Below are 18,760 nucleotides of genomic sequence, written 5' to 3' on the forward strand. Positions count from 1 at the left end.
TCCGTGTCGGCAGCAGCGGCGTCGATCAGCCCGCCGGCACCGCCTCCGCCACCTCGCGATACTCCTCGATCTGGTCGAAGTTCATGTAGCGGTAGATCTCGGCGCCCTTGTCGCTGATGACACCCACGCCTGACATGTACTCCTCGCGGCTCGGGATGCGGCCCAGGCGCGAGCAGATCGCGGCCAGCTCCGCCGAACCCAGGTAGACGTTGGCGCCGCGGCCCAGGCGGTTGGGGAAGTTGCGGGTGGAGGTGGACATCACCGTGGCACCCTCGCGCACCTGGGCCTGGTTGCCCATGCACAGCGAGCAGCCCGGCATCTCCATGCGCGCGCCGGCGGCCCCGAAGGTGCCGTAATGGCCTTCCTTGGTCAGCTCGGCGGCGTCCATCTTGGTCGGCGGCGCGACCCACAGGCGCGTGGGGATGTCGCGCTTGCCCTCGAGCAGCTTTGCGGCCGCGCGGAAGTGGCCGATGTTGGTCATGCAGGATCCGATGAACACCTCGTCGATGGTGTCGCCGGCAACGTCGGACAGGGTCTTGGCGTCGTCCGGGTCGTTCGGACAACAGACGATCGGCTCGACGATATCGGCCAGGTCGATCTCGATCACCGCGGCGTATTCGGCGTCGGCATCGGGCTCGAGCAGCTGCGGGTCGGCCAGCCACTGCTCCATCTTGTCGATGCGACGCTGGATGGTGCGGGCGTCGGCATAGCCTTCGGCGATCATCCACTTGAGCAGGGTGATGTTGCTGGTCAGGTATTCGATGATCGGGGCCTGGTCCAGGCGCACGGTGCAGCCGGCGGCGGAGCGCTCGGCGGAGGCGTCGGCCAGCTCGAAGGCCTGTTCGATCTTCAGCTCAGGCAGGCCCTCGATCTCGAGGATGCGGCCGGAGAAGATGTTCTTCTTGCCCTGCTTTGCGACCGTCAGCAGGCCCGCCTTGATCGCATACAGGGGGATCGCGTGCACGAGGTCACGCAGGGTCACGCCCGGCTGCATCTGGCCCTTGAAGCGCACCAGCACCGATTCCGGCATGTCCAGCGGCATCACGCCGGTGGCAGCAGCGAAAGCCACGAGGCCCGAGCCCGCGGGGAACGAGATGCCGATAGGGAACCGGGTGTGCGAGTCGCCGCCGGTGCCGACGGTGTCGGGCAGCAGCATGCGGTTGAGCCAGCTGTGGATGATGCCGTCGCCGGGGCGCAGCGAGACGCCGCCGCGGGTGGAGATGAACTCCGGCAGCGTGTGGTGCGTCTTGACGTCCACCGGCTTCGGATAGGCCGCGGTGTGGCAGAAGGACTGCATCACGAGGTCCGAGGAGAAGCCCAGGCAGGCCAGGTCCTTCAGCTCGTCGCGGGTCATCGGGCCGGTGGTGTCCTGGGAGCCCACGGTGGTCATCTTCGGCTCGCAGTAGGTGCCCGGGCGCACGCCCTGCCCCTCCGCCAGCCCGCAGGCGCGACCGACCATCTTCTGCGCAAGCGTAAAGCCCTTGCCGGTGTCGGCGGGCGTCGCCGGCTGGCGGAACAGGTCGACGGTCGGCAGGCCGAGCGATTCGCGCGCCTTGCCGGTCAGGCCGCGGCCGATGATCAGCGGAATGCGGCCGCCGGCGCGCACCTCGTCGAACAGCACGTCGCTCTTGACCTCGAACTCGGCGATCACTTCGCCGTCCTTCAGCGCCTTGCCGTCATACGGGCGCAGCTCGACCACGTCGCCATGCGCCATCTTCGACACGTCGAGCTCGATCGGCAGCGCACCCGCATCTTCCATCGTGTTGTAGAAGATCGGCGCGATCTTCGAACCCAGGCAGACGCCGCCGAAGCGCTTGTTCGGAATGAAGGGAATGTCCTCGCCGGTCCACCACAGCACGGAGTTGGTGGCCGACTTGCGGCTGGAACCGGTGCCGACCACGTCGCCGACGTAGGCGACGAGGTGGCCCTTGTCCTTGAGGTCGAGGATGGCCTGGATCGGACCGCGCTTGCCGTCTTCCTCCGGCACGAAGGGCGCGTCGGGGCGCTTGTTCTTCAGCATCGCCAGCGCATGCATCGGGATGTCGGGCCGCGTGGTCGCGTCCGGCGCCGGCGACAGGTCGTCGGTATTGGTCTCGCCCGGCACCTTGAACACCGTGATGGTCATCGACTCCGGCACTTCCGGCTTGCTGGTGAACCATTCGGCATCGGCCCAGCTCTGCATCACGGCCTTCGCGTTCGCATTGCCGGCCTTCGCCTTCTCTTCCACGTCGTGGAAGGCGTCGAACACCAGCAGGGTGTGCTTGAGGGCGTCGGCGGCGATCGCACCGAGCGCGGCGTCATCGAGCAGCTCGACCAGAGGCGCGACGTTGTAGCCGCCCAGCATGGTGCCCAGCAGTTCGGTGGCGCGCTCGCGCGGGATCAGCGCGTTCTTCTCGGTGCCGAAGGCGATCGCGGCCAGGTAGCTGGCCTTGACCTTGGCGGCGTCGTCCACGCCGGCGGGCACGCGGTTCGTGATCAGGTCGAGCAGGACCTGCTCCTCGCCGGCCGGCGGGTTCTTCAGCAGCTCGACGACGTCGGCGGTCTGCTGCGCGCTCAGCGGCAGCGGCGGGATACCGAGCGCAGCGCGTTCGGCCGCGTGGTGGCGGTAGGCTTCCAACATGGGGGTTCTCCGAAGTAAAGCGGTGGACATGAAGCGTGGGTTCGATCAGGGGGCCTTGGGGACGATGACCTTCAGGCCCTTGAAGTAGTCGCGGAAGAAGCCGGCGTCGCGGGTGATCAGGGCCGCGCACTGCAGCAGCGCGTGTGCGCCGACGATGAAGTCCGGCACGGTGCGCGGCGAGGGCTGCGCGGCCCGACCGGACGCGCGCCGCCGCTGGTTGAAGCGGCGCTGCATCTCGCCGGCGCGGACCGCCGAGCGGCGCTCGACCGGCAGGTAGCGCATGCCCATCTCCTCGACCACGTCCATGATGTCGGTGCCGTGGCCGAGGCCGGCGGTGATCTCGCTGACCACCACGTCGCACAGCACCACCGGACCCTGGGCGAGCGCGTCGCGCACGCTCTGTTCGGCGGCGTCGGCCCTGCCGGCATCGTCGCCGAGCAGGTCGATCAGGACGGAGGTGTCGATCGCGATCATCGGTACCGGTCAGGGATCGACCGGGTCGCCCGGTGCGCGCCCGCGGAGCTCGCGCATGACGTCATCGGTGCTCACGCCCTCGGGCAGCTTGAAGCGGCCGCGGGCGCGGGAGATCGCATCGTCCACGTTCTTGCGCAGGATGATGCGCCCGCCTTCCAGCTCGACCTTGAGCAGCGTGCCCTTGGTCAGCCCCAGGGCGTCGCGCACGGCCTTGGGCAGGGTGATCTGTCCGCGTTCGGCAACGGTGGCTTCCATGGGCTCTCCTGCCCGGCTGGGCGTGGGCGGAACGGTATGCGCCCATTATACATACCTTGGAATACATACCCAAGGCCGCATACTGGGTACGCACCGCTTACACATTCATACGTAGACTGGCGGCCTGCCAGCCCGCCACGCCATCCGAACACAAGGAGCCCAGCCATGGCCGATTCCTTCTCCACCCGCGACCGCCTCGAGGTCAACGGCAAGTCCTACGCCTATGCCAGCCTCGCGAAACTCGGCAAGCAGTTCGACCTCGCCCGCCTGCCCTACTCCATGAAGATCCTGCTGGAGAACCTGCTCCGCCACGAGGACGGCGGGGTCACGGTCGGAAAGGAGCACATCGAAGCCGTGGCGCGCTGGGACGCGACTGCAGAGCCCGACACCGAGATCGCCTTCATGCCGGCGCGCGTGGTGCTGCAGGACTTCACCGGCGTGCCCTGCGTGGTCGACCTGGCCGCGATGCGCGACGCGGTCGCGCGCCTGGGCGGCAGCCCGGAGCAGATCAACCCGCTGATCCCGTCCGAGCTGGTGATCGACCACTCGGTCCAGGTCGACGTCTTCGGGCGCGCCGACGCGCTCGACCTCAACGGCAAGATCGAGTTCGAGCGCAACAAGGAGCGCTACGGCTTCCTGCGCTGGGGCCAGAACGCCTTCGAGGACTTCAAGGTGGTGCCGCCCAACACCGGCATCGTCCATCAGGTGAACCTGGAGCATCTCGCCCGCGTGGTCATGGAACGCGACGTCGACGGCGAAACCTGGGCCTTCCCGGACACCGTGTTCGGCACCGACAGCCACACCACGATGATCAACGGTATCGGCGTGCTGGGCTGGGGCGTGGGCGGCATCGAGGCCGAGGCGGCGATGCTCGGCCAGCCCTCGTCGATGCTGATCCCGCAGGTGGTCGGCTTCAAGCTGACCGGCAGGATGCCCGAGGGCGCCACCGCCACCGACCTGGTGCTGACCGTCACCCAGATGCTGCGCAGCCACGGCGTGGTGGGCAAGTTCGTCGAGTTCTTCGGCGAAGGCCTGCAGCACCTGCCGCTGGCCGACCGCGCCACCATCGGCAACATGTCGCCCGAGTACGGCGCCACCTGCGGCATCTTCCCGATCGACGCGGAAGCCACGCGCTACATGCGCCTGTCGGGACGCAGCGAAGAGCAGATCGCCCTGGTCGAGGCCTACGCGAAGGCGCAGGGCCTGTGGCACGAGCCGGGCCAGACCGAAGCCAGCTACTCCTCGGTGGTCGAACTCGACATGGCCACGGTCAAGCCCTCGCTGGCCGGCCCCAAGCGCCCGCAGGACCGCGTGCTGCTGGAGGACATGAAGGACAACTTCAACACCAACGTCACCGGCTTCGTGGCCAACCGCAAGGTCGGCTGCGCGGTGCACGAGCTCGCCACCGAGGGTGGCGACCAGCCCCAGGCCGACCGCCTGGCGGCCAAGCCGGTGTCGAAGATCAGCCTGGACGACGGCGAACACCACCTTGCCGACGGTTCGGTGGTGATCGCCGCCATCACCTCCTGCACCAACACCTCCAACCCGGCGGTGATGCTCGGTGCCGGACTGCTGGCGCGCAACGCGGTGGCCAAGGGCCTGAAGGCGGCGCCGTGGGTGAAGACCTCGCTCGGCCCGGGCTCGCTGGTGGTCACCGACTACCTGAAGAAAGCCGGGCTGATGGACGAGCTGGAGAAGCTCGGCTTCTTCGTCGTCGGCTACGGCTGCACCACCTGCATCGGCAACTCCGGGCCGCTGCCCGAAGCGGTGTCGAAGGGCATCGCCGAGAACGACCTGGCGGTGGCCGCGGTGCTGTCGGGCAACCGCAACTTCGAGGGCCGCATCCACGCCGAGGTGAAGATGAACTACCTCGCCTCGCCGCCGCTGGTGGTGGCCTATGCCATCGCCGGCACGGTCGACATCGACCTGACCAGCGAGCCGCTGGGACAGGACCGGGACGGCAAGGACGTCTACCTGCGCGACATCTGGCCCAGCAACAGGGAGATCGGCGACACCATCGCCGCCACCGTCGGCCCCGAGATGTTCGCGGCGAACTACGCCGACGTGTTCAAGGGCGACACGCGCTGGAATTCGATGGCCTCGCCTGAAAGCGAGCTCTATCCCTGGGACGAAGCCTCGACCTACATCAAGAACCCGCCCTACTTCGACGGCATGACCATGGAGGTCGGCGCCATCGAGGACATCCACGGCGCGCGCGTGCTCGGCCTGTTCGGCGATTCGATCACCACCGACCACATCTCGCCGGCCGGCTCGATCAAGAAGGACTCGCCCGCGGGCCTGTTCCTGCAGTCGCGCGGCGTGCAGCCCGCGGACTTCAACAGCTACGGTTCGCGCCGCGGCAACGACGACGTCATGGTGCGCGGCACCTTCGCCAACATCCGCATCAAGAACCGGTTCTTCGGCGGCGAGGAAGGCGGCAACACGCTGTACTTCGGCAGCAACCCACCGGAGAAGATGCCGATCTACGACGCGGCGATGAAGTACAAGGCCGACGGCACGCCGCTGGTCGTGATCGCCGGCAAGGAGTACGGCACCGGCTCGTCGCGCGACTGGGCGGCCAAGGGCACCAACCTGCTGGGCGTGAAGGCGGTGATCACGGAAAGCTTCGAGCGCATCCACCGCTCCAACCTCGTCGGCATGGGCGTGCTCCCGCTGCAGTTCATCGAGGGCGAAAGCGCCACGTCCCTCGGCCTGGACGGCACCGAGACCTTTGCGATCACCGGCCTCGAGGACGGCGCGGCCAAGCGCGCAACGGTCACCGCGACCGCGACCGACGGCAGCAGCAAGGTCTTCCAGGCCGAGGTCATGCTGCTGACGCCCAAGGAGGTCGAGTACTTCCGCAACGGCGGCCTGCTGCACTACGTGCTGCGCCAGCTGGCCGGCAGGCGCGGCGCCTGAGCCTGGGCCTGATGCGGCGGGCCACGCGCCCGCCGCCTGTTTCAACGCAGCGCCGGCGTCCAGTCGGCGCTGGTCATCCGCCAGTCCCCGTCGACCAGGCGCCAGCCGGTGTCGACCTGCCAGGCGCGGGCGCTGTCGGGCAGCAGGCGCCCGCTTCCGCCGGACAGCACCGCGCTGAAGCGCACCCGGGCGTGGGCATCCTGCAGCTCGATGTCCAGGGGCCCGGGCAGGACGCCGACGCCGCCATGGCGCATGAAGTGGAGCGCGGCCAGGCGCCGGGCGCCATCGCGGTCGAGTCCTCCCGGCCCGATGAAGTCGTCGGCGAGGAAGCCGGCGACATCGCCCGCATCGCGCGACTCGATAGCCACCTGCAGCCCGTCGAGGGCCTCGCGCAGGGCCTGTTCGGGCGGCGTGCGCGCGCAGCCGGTCGCGATCACGCACAGCATCAGCAACGCGACCAGGGCGCGCCACGGCGCGATGTTCCCTGCATTCACTCCCGGCATGCCCCTTCCCCGCTGCGTATCCGTCTCCACGCCAGCATAGCTGCACTGCGCCTTGCCGCATGGCGGAAGCCTGTGATCCAATCGAGACGATACGCCAAGGCATGGATCGTGGCGGCAAACAGCCCGAGGGGGAATGAATGAGCAGTACTGAACGGCCGTGGCTGGCGAACTATCCGGAAGGGATCCCGGCGGAAATCGATGCCGACGAGTACCCCTCGATCCCCGCGCTCCTGCAGGAGGCGATCGACAAATACCGCGACCAGCCCGCGTTCTCCAACATGGGCGTCTCGATCACCTATGGCGAGCTGGACGAACTCAGCAACCGCTTCGCGTCCTACCTCCTCGACGTCCTCAAGCTCAAGAAGGGCGATCGCATCGCGATCATGATGCCCAACTGCCTGCAATACCCGATCGCCACCTTCGGCGCGCTGCGCGCCGGGCTCGCGGTGGTCAATACCAACCCGATGTACACCGCCCGCGAACTGCGCCACCAGCTGGTCGACTCCGGCGCGCGCGCGATCCTGGTGATGGACAACTTCGGCCACGTGATGCAGAAGGTGCTGCCCGACAGCAAGATCGAGAAGGTCATCACCACCGGCCTCGGCGACATGCTCGGCTTCCCGAAGAGCGCGATCGTGAACTTCGTCGTCCGCCACGTGAAGAAGATGGTGCCCGACTACGCCATCCCGGGCACGATCCGCTTCCGCGACGCGCTCAAGGCCGGCGCGGCGCACCCGGCGCCCGCGGTCGACATCGACCGCGAGGACATCGCCTTCCTGCAGTACACCGGCGGCACCACGGGCGTGGCCAAGGGCGCCATGCTCACCCACCGCAACCTGGTGGCCAATATGCAGCAGGCTTCGGCCTGGGTCAGCAAGCAGGCGAAGCCGGGCCAGGAAGTCATCGTCACCGCGCTGCCGCTGTACCACATCTTCGCGCTGACGGCGAACGGCCTGGTGTTCACCAAGTTCGGCGCCAAGAACATCCTGATCACCAACCCGCGCGACATGCCCGGCTTCGTCAAGGAGCTCAAGCGCGAGCCCTTCACCGCGATCACCGGCGTCAACACGCTGTTCAACGGCCTGCTCAACACCCCCGGCTTCGATGAGATCGACTTCTCGCAGCTGCGGCTGACGCTGGGTGGCGGCATGGCCGTGCAGCGCTCGGTGGCCGAGCGCTGGAAGAAGGTCACGGGCGTGCCGCTGATCGAAGCCTATGGCCTCACCGAGACGTCCCCGGCGGCCTGCATCAACCCGATGGACCTGGCCGACTACAACGGCTCCATCGGCCTGCCGGTGCCCTCCACCGACGCCTGCGTGAAGGACGAGGAAGGCCGCATGCTCCCGGTCGGCGAGGTCGGCGAGCTGTGCATCAAGGGTCCGCAGGTGATGCGCGGCTACTGGAACCGCCCCGAGGACACCGGCACCGCGATCGATGCCGATGGCTGGCTGCACACCGGCGACATGGCGCGCATGGACGAAGGCGGCTTCTTCTACATCGTCGACCGCAAGAAGGACATGATCCTGGTCTCGGGTTTCAACGTGTACCCCAACGAGGTCGAGGACGTGATCGCGATGATGCCGGGCGTGCTCGAGGTCGCCGCGGTCGGCGTCCCGGACGAGAAGTCCGGCGAGGCGGTGAAGCTGGTGATCGTGAAGAAGGACCCGTCGCTGACCGTCGATCAGGTCAAGGCCCACGCCCGGAACGAGCTCACCGGCTACAAGCAGCCCCGCTTCATCGAGTTCCGTGACGAGCTGCCCAAGACGAATGTGGGCAAGATCCTGCGCCGGGAGCTTCGGGACGAAACTCCGGGCTGAAATGTGATGAAGCTCACACTTTTATCCGCAAGGGACCCTCAGCCCCCCTTCCACTGACGTCCCCGCTTGCCCCGACGCGGGAAACAGCGCATAGATGCCCGGTATCGGGCATTCATCATCTTTCCAGGACGCCGCCTGCGGGCCCGGCCGGAGGCGTCCTGCACGTCAGGGGACCCCCACATGAACGTTGAATTGCTGCACGGCACCACCGCCACGGACCTGGCCACGATCCGCATCTCCCACGATCCCTCGAACGCCTCGCACTGGTGCCATATGCATGCCAGTGAGGCCTTCCGCGACGCCTCGTACCGCCCCTGTTTCTCCCCCCGCCTGCTCCGGGAGCTGCGGCTGTTCGCCCGCGAAGCCATCGAAGGCTGCGAAGCCACGGTGGCCGCCGCGACCGGCCCCGCCCCGCCCCTGTCGCACATCGTTATCGGCTCGGACGCGCATGTCTTCAACCTCGGCGGCGACCTGGAGCTCTTCGCCAGGCTGATCCGGGAACGCGACCGCGACGGCCTGCTGCGCTACGCCACCGAGTGCGTGGACAGCATCCACCTGCTGCACACCCGCCTGCACCCGACCGCCCACACCATCGCCCTGGTCGAGGGCGACGCGCTGGGCGGCGGCTTCGAACTCGCCCTCGCCTGCCAGACCATCGTCGCCGAGCGCGGCGTGCAGATGGGCTTCCCGGAAGTGCTGTTCGGCCTGTTCCCGGGCATGGGTGCCTACTCGCTGCTGTCGCCGCGCATCGGCCCCAAGCGCGCCGAGGCGATGATGCTCGACGGATTGATGTACAGCAGCGAGCAGCTGCACGAGATGGGCATCGTCGACGTGCTTGTCGAGCGCGGCGAAGGCGTGCGCGCGGTCAACGAAGTGATCCGGCAGAACCGCCGCATCGCCGCGGCGCGGCTCGCCCTGCACCGCGTGCGTGACACGGTCAACCCGGTGTCGCACGGCGAACTGATGGACGTCACCCGGATCTGGGTGGACACCGCGCTGCAGCTCGGCGACCGCCAGCTGCGGATGATGGAGCGGCTGGTCCGCGCGCAGCTCCAGCGCCCCGGACCGGCGGAAGCGACGGCCCTCGCCCGCGGCCACTGAGCCCAGGCGCCCTCAGGCGCTGTCGGGCCCGCTCGCCGCGTCCAGTACCAGGTCGCCGCGCGCGCGCAGCGCAGCCAGTGCCTGCTCCAGCTGTTGGCGGAGCAGGCGCACGGCACCCGCCCATTCGCGCCCCAGCTCGTCGCTGTGCATGCGCATGCCCTGGGACGCGCTTTCGGACAGCCGCACCGCGCCCATGTTGCCCGCCGCACCCTTGAGCGCGTGGCAGGCGTCGCGGAAGGCATCCCACTGGCGCGACGTGCCGGCGGCCTCGAGTTCGGCCAGGCACTTGCGCGCATCACGCGCGCATTCGCCCAGGAACCGGTGCACGAACTCCTCGCCCAGCCCCATTTCCCGGAGCTCTTCCAGGATGTGCTGCGAGATCACGCTGCCGTCGCCCTTGTCCGCGTCCATCGGCTGCGTTTCGGGCGCCCCGGCCAGCGGGGCTTCGCCTTCGGCGATCGCGGCCAGGCGCCCGAGCAGGCGGTCGACGACCACCGGCTTGGTCATGAAGGCGAAGGCGCCGGCGCGCTCGCACTCGGCGCGGGCCTCGGGCGTGGCATCGGCGGTGAGCACGATGAACGGCGTGCGCCGGCGGCCGGCCTCCATGAACCGGGCCTGCTTGATCACTTCAACGCCGCTGCCGCCAGGCATGTGCAGGTCGATGATCACCACGTCGAAGGACTGGGCTTCGAGCGCAGCCAGGACGTCCTCGCCATCGTCGACCACCTGCGCCCGATGGCCGGCCTTTTCCAGCAGTCGCCGCATGACCATGAGGTTGGCGCCCTGGTCGTCGGCCACCAGGATGCGCATCGGTCGCACGCGCGCGCGATGGCGCACAAAGGGGTCGCTGAAAGCGATGACATTGCCGCTGTCGACCGTCGGCTCCGGCACCACGAACGGCAGGTCCACCCAGAAGTGCGAACCGGCCCCCGGCTGGCTTTCCAGGCCGATGCTGCCGCCGAGCTGCTCGACCAGCGCCTTGGCGATGGTGGTACCCAGTCCGGTGCCCCCGAAACGGCGTCCGTGGCCGTTGTCGGCCTGTTCGAAGGCCTCGAAGATCCGCTGCTGGTTGGACTCCGCGATGCCGATGCCGGTATCGCGCACCGAGAAGCGCAGCCAGGCCAGGCCGTCGTCGACCGGCAGCCGCTCGACCTCGAGCGAAACGCGCCCGGCATCGGTGAACTTGATCGCGTTCGACAACAGGTTGACCAGCACATGGCGCAGGTGGTTGCCGTCGCCGTGCAGCAGCGTGGGCACCTTGTCGCCGATCCGCGCCTCGAACCCCAGCCCCTTGGCCTGGGCGCCCGGTTCGAGCATCAGCTGGATGCCGCGGGTCAGCTCGGAGAGCGAGAAGTCGGCGTCGCTGCGCCGGAACTTGCCGGCCTCCAGGCTGGACAGGTCCAGCACCTCGTCCACCACCATCTGCAGCGCCCGGGCCGAGGTGCGGATGACCTCGGCGCTGTCGCGCTGCTCGGAGGTGAGCGTCGTCGACGACAGCAGCTCGGACATGCCCAGGATGCCGTTGAGCGGCGTGCGCAGCTCGTGGCTGATGTTGGCGAGGAAGCGGCTCTTGGCCCGGTTGGCGGCCTGCGCGGCCTCGGTGGCCTGCACCAGCTGGCGCAGCAGCGAGCTCAGGTACAGCGGCACCGCGGCGAGTCCCAACAGCAGTCCGTAGCCAAGCCACAGGTTCTGCTGCCAGTACGGCGTGGTCGCGAGCACCGCGCCGTAGGACACCGCGGCGAAGCCGATCGCCACGTACAGCCAGCGCGGGCCGTAGCGCAGGCCGTTGCCGACGGTGACCCACAGGATCACCACGTACATCCAGGCCAGCAAGTCGCCAAGCAGGTACAACCCAAGGCCCATCAGGCTGTAGTCGGCGATCATCCCCAGCACGCGGCGCGGGTATGACACGCCGGGGCGCGCCAGCAGCCAGCCCAGGATCAGGAAGCAGACCCCGAACTCGACCGCCAGCAACTGCTGCGACAGCTGGAGCGCCTGTGCGACCTCCGGTCGCCCGCTGACCACCAGCTGCAGGTAGACCACGACCAGCACCAGCATCGCCAGGCGAACCAGCGCCTGCCCGTGCTCGCTGTCGGGGCGGTTCGCCAGGCGCTGCCTGGCCCACTGCAGGGCGGCGACCATGGCAGTCAGGCCCCGCCGGCCCCGATGGTGGCCATGCCTGCCGCGTAGTGCGCGCAGGTCTCCTCCACGCGTGCGCGGTTGGCGACCAGGGCGTCGACGCAGCGCGGATCGAACAGCCGCCCGCTTTCCTCGACGATGTAGTCGAAGGTTTCATCCATGGACCAGGCGCGCTTGTACGGACGCTCGGACAGCAGCGCGTCGAAGACGTCGGCCACCGCCACCACGCGCGCCTCCAGCGGAATGGCGTCGCCGACCAGGCCATCGGGATAACCGCTGCCGTCGTAGCGCTCCTGGTGGCGCAGGGCGATGCTCGCGCCCATCTGCACGAAACGGTTCTGGCTGTCCTTCAGCAGTTCGTGGCCGATCTCGGGATGCCTGCGCATGACCGTGAGCTCGTCCCGGGTCAGCGGGCCGGGCTTGAGCAGCACCGCGTCGGGGATGGCGATCTTGCCGATGTCGTGCAGCGGCGCGGCCAGCTCGATGGTGCGGACCTCGTCCTCGCCCAGGCCCAGGCCTTCGGCGACGATGCCGGCCACCGCGGCCAGGCGCGCCAGGTTGGCGCTGGTGCCGGCGTCGCGATAGGCGATGGCGCGCGCAAGCCGGGTCAGGGTTTCGCGCTCGCGCTCCTCGACCTCGTGCATGCTCGACAGCAGGCGCTGCTCGAGCGACAGCGCGCGCTGCTTGACCGATTCGGCCTGCTGGCGGAGCTGCAGCAGGTTGCGGCAGCGCGCACGCAGTTCGCGCGGGCGCACCGGTTTGACCAGGAAGTCGATCACGCCGGCATCCAGCGCGGCCTGGCGGATCGGTTCGTCACCGACCACGGTCACCAGCACGATGGGCACGTCGCGATGCTGCATCGGACGCCGGAAGCGGCGTGCGAACTCCAGTCCGTCCATCACCGGCATGCGGTAGTCGAGCAGCAGCAGGTCGGGGCGATTGGCCTCGCACCAGCGCAGGGCCTCCTGCGGATCGCTGAAGTCGAGCACCCTCAGCTCGGGACTGATGTCCTCGAGGATGTGCCGCAGCATGGTGCGCGCGGAGGTCTGGTCGTCGACGATGACGATGTTCACCTGATCATGTCCCCAAGCCCGATGGGTTCCGGCGCGGCACGCAGGCGCCGCCAGACGTGGAGGCACGCATATCCCGTGCCCGGCCCGATCCCCCGTTGGGGACCCTTGCACCCGGAGAATACGTCAGAACCGGGAGGGATCGGGCAAACCCTGCCCCTGTGCGTCACTCCTGGACGGCGCCCTGCGGGCGCATGTAGGGAAACAGCAACACGTCGCGGATCGAGGCCGAGCCGGTCAGCAGCATCACCAGCCGGTCGATGCCCACGCCCAGTCCACCGGTCGGCGGCATGCCCACTTCAAGCGCGCGGATGTAGTCGGCGTCGTAGTGCATGGCCTCGTCGTCGCCTCCGGCCTTGGCATCGACCTGGGCGCGGAAGCGCGCGGCCTGGTCCTCGGGATCGTTGAGTTCGGAGAAACCGTTGGCCATCTCCTTGCCGCCGATGAACAGCTCGAACCGGTCGGTGATGCCCGGCTCGGTGTCGGATTCGCGCGCCAGCGGCGACACTTCCACCGGGTAATGGGTGATGAAGGTCGGCTGCACCAGCCCCTCTTCCACGGTCGCTTCGAAGAGTTCGAGCAGCAGCTTGCCCCAGCCCCAGGACGGCTTCACCGCGACCTTCAGGCGCGCGCAATGGGCGGCAAGCACGTCGCGATCGCGGCAGTCGGCGGCCGTGATCCCCGGATTGAGCTCGCGCACCGCGTCTTCCATCTTCCAGCGGCGGAAGGCCGGCGCAAGGTCGATGTCCTGGCCATCCCATTCGAAGCGGCTGCCGCCGGTGGCCTCCATCGCCACGTCGCGGATCATCCGTTCGGTCAGGTCCATGACCTCGGTGTACGTGGCATAGGCCTCGTACAGTTCGAGCATCGTGAATTCGGGGTTGTGGCGGGTGCTCACGCCCTCGTTGCGGAAGTTGCGGTTGATCTCGTAGACGCGCTCGAATCCGCCCACGACCAGGCGCTTGAGGTAAAGCTCGGGCGCCACGCGCAGGTAGAGCTCGAGGTCGAGCGCGTTGTGGTGGGTGGTGAACGGGCGCGCGGTGGCGCCGCCGGCGATGTAATGCATCATCGGCGTCTCCACTTCCAGGAAGCGGCGCGCGTCGAGCCAGCGGCGCATGGCCGCGATCACCTTCGAGCGCACCACGAACACGTCGCGCGCCTCCGGGTTCACGATCAGGTCGACGTAGCGCTGGCGGTAGCGCTGTTCGACGTCCGCCAGGCCGTGCCACTTGTCCGGCAGCGGGCGCAGCGACTTGGTCAGCAACCGCAGCGAAGCGGCCTTGACCGACAGCTCGCCGGTGCGCGTGCGCGTGAGTCCGCCCTCGGCGGCGATGATGTCGCCGACGTCCCAGGACTTGAACGCCTGGTAGGTGTCGCCCAGCGTATTGGCCTGCAGGAACAGCTGGATGCTGCCGCTCACGTCCTGCAGCTCCACGAACGCGGCCTTGCCCATCACCCGCTTGGCCAGCATGCGCCCGGCCACCGCGACCCTGCGGCCGCTGGCCTCGAGGGCTTCGGCGTTCCACTGGTCCGCATCGGCGTATTCGCCCTGCAGGTCACCGGCGTGGTCGCTGCGGCGGAAGTCGTTGGGGAACGCGATGCCCTGCCCGCGCAGCGCAGCCAGCTTGCCGCGGCGCTCCGCGATCAGGCTGTTCTCGTCCGCGGGCGCTGCGGCCGCAGCGCCTGGATCAATCTTCGTCACGCTGGCCTCCTCGACCTCAAACCGCATCCAACCGCTTCGACCCGACCTCCAGCCCCGACTTCAGGCTGGCCTCGATGAATTCGTCCAGGTCGCCATCGAGCACGTTCTGCGTATCCGAACGCTCGATGCCGGTGCGCAGGTCCTTGATGCGGCTCTGGTCGAGCACGTAGTTGCGGATCTGGCTGCCCCAGCCGATGTCGGACTTGGTGGCTTCCAGCGCGTCCTTCTCGACGTTGCGCTTCTGCACTTCGAGTTCGTAGAGCTTGGCGGCCAGCATCTTCATCGCGGTGTCGCGGTTCTGGTGCTGGCTGCGCCCGTTCTGGCAGGCGACCACGGTGTTGGTCGGGATGTGGGTGATGCGCACCGCCGACTCGGTCTTGTTGACGTGCTGGCCGCCGGCGCCGGAAGAACGGTACACGTCGGTCCGCAGGTCGGCCGGGTTGATCTGGATGTCGATGTCGTCATCGACTTCCGGCGATACGAACACCGATGTGAAGCTGGTATGGCGGCGGTTGTCGGAGTCGAACGGCGACTTGCGCACCAGGCGATGCACGCCGATCTCGGTCTTCAGCCAGCCGTAGGCGTACTCGCCCTCGACGCGGAACGTGGCCGACTTGACGCCGGCGACGTCACCGCCGCTGACTTCCATGAGCTCGGTCTTCCAGCCGCGGTCCTCGCACCAGCGCAGGTACATGCGCAGCAGCATCTCGGCCCAGTCCTGGGCCTCGGTACCGCCGGCGCCGGCCTGGATGTCGACGAAGGCGTTGGCGGAATCCATCTGCCCCGAGAACATGCGCTGGAACTCGAGCTTCTCGACCTGCCCGGCCAGCCGCTCGACATCGGTGGCGACCGCCTGCGAGGTGTCGTCGTCGTCCTCGGCCTCGGCCAGGTCCAGCAGCTCCGCGGCGCCCACCAGGCCCTCGGTCATGTCGCGGATGCCGTTGACGGTCTTGTCCAGCAGCGAGCGCTCGCGCCCCAGCGCCTGCGCGCGGGCGGGATCGTTCCAGACGTCGGGACTCTCGAGTTCGCGCTCTACTTCTTCGAGGCGCTCGCTCTTGGTGTCGTAGTCAAAGAAACCCCCTCAGCGCATCCAGCCGGCCCTTGAGGTCGGCGATGCGCTGGCGGACGGGATTGAGCTCCATCATCTGCTTGTAGATCCGCGTGGAAAGAGGCGGATTCTAGCAATTTCCGGCAGGCCGCCGGGCCTCGACCCTCAACCGGTACCCGTGGCCGCGACTGCGCCACGCAGCGTCTCCCGGTGACGACGGCTGCACGGAAGCCTGGTGCCGTCGGCCAGGTGTATGAGGACATCGCCGGCACCTGGTCCGGCTCCAGGCAATTGAGGTCGATCCAGGTGGTGACCGTGTTGCCGGCGGCATTGGAGACGAGGCGGCCACTGTCCGGGCTGCACAGGGTCAAGCCTCGGGCCGCCGCGGACCCGCGGGAGGCAAGTCAGTCCGCCTGAGCACCGCCGTCGGCCGGCTCCGCGTATTCGACGACGAGCTGGACGGCGCCGCCGCCGCGGTAGTCGTCCGGCGCGAGGCGGTAGGCGATGTGCAGCCGCACCGGGGGCGGCTGCTCCCGCCAGCCGCCGAAGTGGATCGCGGCGAGCGTCTCGCGGCGCCCGTCCAGGCGCAGGGTCAGCTTGAGGTGGCGCTCGCCGACGATGCGCCAGTTGACGACCTCGAACATGCCGTCGAACACGGGTTCCGGGAAGCCCTGCCCCCAGGGTCCGCCGTCGCGCAGGGCTTCGGCGTGGGCGCGATCGAACTCGGCCGGCGCAAGCGCGCCGTCGCTGTCGATGGTGGCCTGCAGCGTGGAGGCATCGAGCGTGGCGGCGGCGTGGGCCTGGAAGGCGGCTTCGAATTCCTGCAGGCGCGCGGCATCCAGGGTCAGGCCGGCGGCCATGGCGTGGCCACCGAAGCGTTCGATGAGGCCGGGATGGCGGACGTCGACAGCCGCCAGTGCGTCGCGCACGTGGAAGCCGGGAATGGAGCGCGCCGAACCCCGCAGGCTGGCACTGCCGGGCTCCGAGGGCGCGAAGGCGACCACCGGCCGATGCATGCGCTCCTTGAGCTTCGACGCCACCAGTCCGACGACGCCGGGATGCCAGCCGGGATCGAATGCACAGATGGCGGCCGTCGCGCCGCTGCCCTGCGCCAGCACATCCAGCATCTGCGCCGTGAGCGCCCGTTCGGCCTCGTCGAGCATCGCCTGCTGCACGCTGCGACGCTCGCGGTTGATCGCGTCCAGGCGCTGTGCCAGCCCACGCGCCGCCGCAGGGTCGTCGCAGAGCAGGCATTCGATGCCCAGGGCCATGTCCTCGAGGCGTCCGGCAGCGTTCAAGCGTGGGCCGATCGCGAAGCCGATGTCGGCCGCGACCAGGGCCCCGGCGCGGCGGCCGGAGACCTCGATCAGGGCCTCGAGTCCGGCGCAGCCCTGCCCCGCGCGCAGCCGGCGCAGGCCCGCGGCCACCAGCGCGCGGTTGTTGGCATCCAGCGGCACCAGGTCGGCCACGGTGCCGACGGCGACGAGGTCGAGCAGCTGCGCGAGGTCGGGACCCCTGCCCTCGAGCCGGCCCTCGTCGCGCAGCCGCGCGCGCAGCGCCAGCAGTACGTAGAACATGACGCCGACGCCGGCCAGCGACTTGCCGGGGAAGCCGTCGCCTTCGCGGTTCGGATTCACGATCGCATCCGCCGCCGGCAGCCGGTCGCCGGGCAGGTGGTGGTCGGTGACCAGCACCTGCCAGCCGAGCGCCTTGGCCGCGTCGATGCCTGCGTGGCAGGCGATGCCATGGTCGACGGTGACCAGCAGGTCCGGGCGCAGCGGCGCCAGTTCCTCCACCAGCGCAGGCGACAGCCCGTAGCCGTGGACCATGCGGTTGGGCACGGCGTGCAGCACCTCGCGCGCACCGAGCATGCGCAGGCCACGCACGGCCACGGCGCACGCAGTGGCGCCATCGCAGTCGAAGTCGCCGACCACGAGGATGCGCCGGCCATCGAGGATGGCCGACGCCAGCAACCCGGTGGCGCGATCCAGGTCGAGCAGGCCGTCAGGCGGCAGCAGGGCGGCCAGCCTCGGGCGCGCAGCGTCGATGTCCGCTGCGCCGCGTGCGGCATAGATGCGGCGCAGCAGCGGTGGGACGTCGGCCGGCCAGCTGGCCTCCTGGCCGGTCTCGGGGAGCTGACGCCGCCGGATGTTGCGCGATGGCGTCACTGCGCCGGCCAGGACGCGGGGCGGCGCCAGAACCGCATCAGGTGCCGGCGACGCAGCGCCAGCCGCCAGCCGCCGCCGTCATCCAGCTGCAGCTCGCCGATGCGACCCGCACGCAGCGCATCGAGCGCTGGCAGGAGCCACTCGCGTTCGATCCACTCGAGGTCGCGCGTGCCTTCGATGTCGTACACGCCGGGTTCGCCACCCAAGCGCTCCGGCAAGGGCTCGCCACGCCCGCTGGCCGCGGCCAGCGCACGCGCGGTGTCGTCTCCGCTGTAGCCGGTCGCAGCACCCTCGCCCGCCACCGTGGGCAGCCGGCCGCCGCCCCAGAACCAGAGCGCGTTGACCGGCGCCTGGCCGCGCGCGGCGCGTCGCGCATTGAGCGGATGGTTGTGCAGCGTCACCTGGGCCTCGCTGGCCAGGATGCGCCAGCGCCGGCCCTCGGGACTGGTGTCGAGATGGTCGAAGACGTCCTCGCCCAGCGCATCGCCGGGGTCGGAGAACGATGGCACCTTCGCTCCTTCCGGGAGGCGCAGGTACCAGCGCGCCGGATGCGGCGCGTCGAGCATGAAGCCGGCGTCGCCAAACAGCGGCCGCAGCGCGGGCAGCAGTTCGTCGCAGTCTTCGCGCGTCAGCCCCAGGGCATCACCGTGCGCCAGCAGTCGCACGCCGTTGATGTCCGGACGCAGCCAGACCGGATCGGCGCGCAGCCAGGCCGCGCCCGCGGCGTCGCCGGCCTCGGCCTGGCGGGACAGCGCCGCGATCGGCCAGCCCTCGCCGCGCAGCGGGAAATGCCGGAGCAGCTGTGCACGCCGCCCGGGCTCGCCGTCGGGCTGGCGTTTGCCGCGCCCGACCAGCTTCGCGTTCGCCGCGGACAGGCGCTGCCGCCCGAGCCGCGCAGCGGCCGGGAGCAGCAATGTGATGGTGCTGGAAGCCGGCATCGCCGG

At 69.2% G+C, this 18,760-nt stretch carries 13 protein-coding genes; 3 read left to right on the forward strand and 10 right to left on the reverse strand.

Annotated features, from left to right (window positions below; genetic code table 11):
- Positions 1-25 precede the first annotated feature (25 nt).
- Genes acnB through E2169_RS00955 form a run of 3 tightly spaced genes read right to left on the reverse strand, consistent with a single transcriptional unit; the run spans position 26 to position 3,349 of the window.
- The gene (gene acnB / locus E2169_RS00945; RefSeq protein ID WP_132984750.1) at positions 26-2,620 is read right to left on the reverse strand and encodes a bifunctional aconitate hydratase 2/2-methylisocitrate dehydratase; all 2,595 of its coding nucleotides are present in this window, start codon (positions 2,618-2,620) and stop codon (positions 26-28) included.
- A gap of 45 nt (positions 2,621-2,665) precedes the next feature.
- Positions 2,666-3,094: a type II toxin-antitoxin system VapC family toxin gene (locus E2169_RS00950; RefSeq protein ID WP_132984751.1), complete on the reverse strand. Its 429-nt coding sequence runs from the start codon at positions 3,092-3,094 to the stop codon at positions 2,666-2,668.
- A gap of 9 nt (positions 3,095-3,103) precedes the next feature.
- Positions 3,104-3,349, reverse strand: a complete 246-nt coding sequence (locus E2169_RS00955) for an AbrB/MazE/SpoVT family DNA-binding domain-containing protein (protein ID WP_132984752.1) — start codon at positions 3,347-3,349, stop codon at positions 3,104-3,106.
- 165 nt (positions 3,350-3,514) lie between these two features.
- Here E2169_RS00955 and acnA point away from each other — a divergent pair, with 165 nt between their 5' ends.
- Complete coding sequence (gene acnA, locus E2169_RS00960; RefSeq protein WP_132984753.1) at positions 3,515-6,268, forward strand: aconitate hydratase AcnA; 2,754 nt, start codon at positions 3,515-3,517, stop codon at positions 6,266-6,268.
- A 41-nt stretch (positions 6,269-6,309) separates the two neighbouring features.
- Here acnA and E2169_RS00965 read toward each other — a convergent pair whose 3' ends face one another.
- A complete protein-coding gene (locus tag E2169_RS00965; RefSeq protein ID WP_229659123.1) occupies positions 6,310-6,762 on the reverse strand; it encodes a nuclear transport factor 2 family protein in 453 nt (150 codons plus the stop codon).
- Positions 6,763-6,908: 146 nt separating this feature from the next.
- On the opposite strand from E2169_RS00965, the gene E2169_RS00970 reads away from it, so the two are divergent.
- Both E2169_RS00970 and E2169_RS00975 read left to right on the forward strand, forming a co-directional pair.
- Positions 6,909-8,588: a long-chain fatty acid--CoA ligase gene (locus E2169_RS00970; RefSeq protein ID WP_132984755.1), complete on the forward strand. Its 1,680-nt coding sequence runs from the start codon at positions 6,909-6,911 to the stop codon at positions 8,586-8,588.
- A gap of 180 nt (positions 8,589-8,768) precedes the next feature.
- Positions 8,769-9,689, forward strand: coding sequence for a crotonase/enoyl-CoA hydratase family protein (locus E2169_RS00975; protein WP_132984756.1), 921 nt, complete (start codon positions 8,769-8,771; stop codon positions 9,687-9,689).
- Between the two features lie 12 nt (positions 9,690-9,701).
- On the opposite strand, the gene E2169_RS00980 is transcribed toward E2169_RS00975, so the two are convergent.
- From E2169_RS00980 to E2169_RS01005, 6 genes are all read right to left on the reverse strand, one after another.
- The gene (locus E2169_RS00980) at positions 9,702-11,831 is read right to left on the reverse strand and encodes an ATP-binding protein (protein WP_132984757.1); all 2,130 of its coding nucleotides are present in this window, start codon (positions 11,829-11,831) and stop codon (positions 9,702-9,704) included.
- Between the two features lie 5 nt (positions 11,832-11,836).
- A complete protein-coding gene (locus E2169_RS00985; RefSeq protein ID WP_132984758.1) occupies positions 11,837-12,901 on the reverse strand; it encodes a response regulator in 1,065 nt (354 codons plus the stop codon).
- Between the two features lie 163 nt (positions 12,902-13,064).
- The gene (gene lysS / locus E2169_RS00990) at positions 13,065-14,591 is read right to left on the reverse strand and encodes a lysine--tRNA ligase (protein WP_229659194.1); all 1,527 of its coding nucleotides are present in this window, start codon (positions 14,589-14,591) and stop codon (positions 13,065-13,067) included.
- Between the two features lie 25 nt (positions 14,592-14,616).
- Positions 14,617-15,745 (reverse strand): peptide chain release factor 2 gene (prfB, locus tag E2169_RS00995; protein ID WP_132984760.1). Its coding sequence is split into 2 segments (ribosomal slippage): positions 14,617-15,669 and positions 15,671-15,745, totalling 1,128 coding nucleotides; the frame shifts between segments, so codons are not numbered across the junction.
- A 307-nt stretch (positions 15,746-16,052) separates the two neighbouring features.
- On the reverse strand, positions 16,053-17,816 hold the full coding sequence (gene recJ / locus E2169_RS01000; RefSeq protein ID WP_132984761.1) for a single-stranded-DNA-specific exonuclease RecJ: 1,764 nt from the start codon (positions 17,814-17,816) through the stop codon (positions 16,053-16,055).
- A complete protein-coding gene (locus E2169_RS01005; protein WP_132984762.1) occupies positions 17,813-18,754 on the reverse strand; it encodes a phosphoglycerate mutase in 942 nt (313 codons plus the stop codon). Before E2169_RS01005 ends, recJ begins: the two co-directional genes overlap by 4 nt.
- Positions 18,755-18,760 lie beyond the last annotated feature (6 nt).

It is taken from the genome of Luteimonas terricola (assembly GCF_004352845.1).
Taxonomy (GTDB): Bacteria; Pseudomonadota; Gammaproteobacteria; order Xanthomonadales; family Xanthomonadaceae; genus Luteimonas; species Luteimonas terricola.

What these genes read in the sequence shown, in the direction of transcription:
- E2169_RS00980 (WP_132984757.1), bottom strand. Translation starts at nt 11,831, where the DNA reads ATGGTCGCCGCCCTGCAGTGGGCCAGGCAGCGCCTGGCGAACCGCCCC.
- E2169_RS00975 (WP_132984756.1), top strand. Translation starts at nt 8,769, where the DNA reads ATGAACGTTGAATTGCTGCACGGCACCACCGCCACGGACCTGGCCACG.
- E2169_RS01005 (WP_132984762.1), bottom strand. Translation starts at nt 18,754, where the DNA reads ATGCCGGCTTCCAGCACCATCACATTGCTGCTCCCGGCCGCTGCGCGG.
- E2169_RS00970 (WP_132984755.1), top strand. Translation starts at nt 6,909, where the DNA reads ATGAGCAGTACTGAACGGCCGTGGCTGGCGAACTATCCGGAAGGGATC.
- acnA (WP_132984753.1), top strand. Translation starts at nt 3,515, where the DNA reads ATGGCCGATTCCTTCTCCACCCGCGACCGCCTCGAGGTCAACGGCAAG.
- E2169_RS00950 (WP_132984751.1), bottom strand. Translation starts at nt 3,094, where the DNA reads ATGATCGCGATCGACACCTCCGTCCTGATCGACCTGCTCGGCGACGAT.
- acnB (WP_132984750.1), bottom strand. Translation starts at nt 2,620, where the DNA reads ATGTTGGAAGCCTACCGCCACCACGCGGCCGAACGCGCTGCGCTCGGT.
- E2169_RS00955 (WP_132984752.1), bottom strand. Translation starts at nt 3,349, where the DNA reads ATGGAAGCCACCGTTGCCGAACGCGGACAGATCACCCTGCCCAAGGCC.